The 572-nt window shown below is 44.9% G+C and carries 2 tRNA genes and 1 rRNA gene; all 3 read left to right on the top strand.

Features of this window, described 5'->3' with window-relative positions:
* Window positions 1-80 (top strand): 16S ribosomal RNA (locus EOE65_RS17855); the annotation flags it as partial.
* A gap of 104 nt (window positions 81-184) precedes the next feature.
* A tRNA-Ile gene (locus EOE65_RS17860) sits at window positions 185-261 on the top strand.
* Between the two features lie 48 nt (window positions 262-309).
* Window positions 310-385, top strand: a tRNA-Ala gene (locus EOE65_RS17865).
* The last annotated feature ends 187 nt before the right edge of the window (window positions 386-572 follow it).

The following is a 572-nucleotide window of genomic DNA, read 5'->3' on the forward strand; positions in this document are numbered from 1 at the left end:
TTACCACGGTGTGGTTCATGACTGGGGTGAAGTCGTAACAAGGTAGCCCTAGGGGAACCTGGGGCTGGATCACCTCCTTAAACGATTAGCCGAGTTCTGGCATAGCGTTCACACGAATTATCTGACTAAGAAAGTAAAGAGAGCGAAACAAGTGGTCTGAGAATGCTTAGATTGCTGATGTGATAGGCTTGTAGCTCAGCTGGTTAGAGCGCACCCCTGATAAGGGTGAGGTCGGTGGTTCAAGTCCACTCAGGCCTACCAACTTTAAAAGGTTGAAACGTCAGTGAAAGACCAAGCTTGTCAAACAATGGGGCTATAGCTCAGCTGGGAGAGCGCCTGCTTTGCACGCAGGAGGTCTGCGGTTCGATCCCGCATAGCTCCACCATTCCTTGAGAATGCAAAAGTAAGTGAATATTAAATTTATTTTCTTTTGCTTTTTTAAGCAAACGCTCTTTAACAATGTGGATTTGATGAAATAAGTCTTGTTTTTAACAAGTGCCAATTTATGGTGATTTTATCGTTACGAACAGAGTCTCTTGAACAGACGCCTTCGGGTTATATGGTCAAGTGAC

Origin of the sequence: Neptunomonas marina, assembly GCF_004005935.1 — a bacterium.
GTDB lineage: Bacteria > Pseudomonadota > Gammaproteobacteria > Pseudomonadales > Balneatricaceae > Neptunomonas > Neptunomonas marina.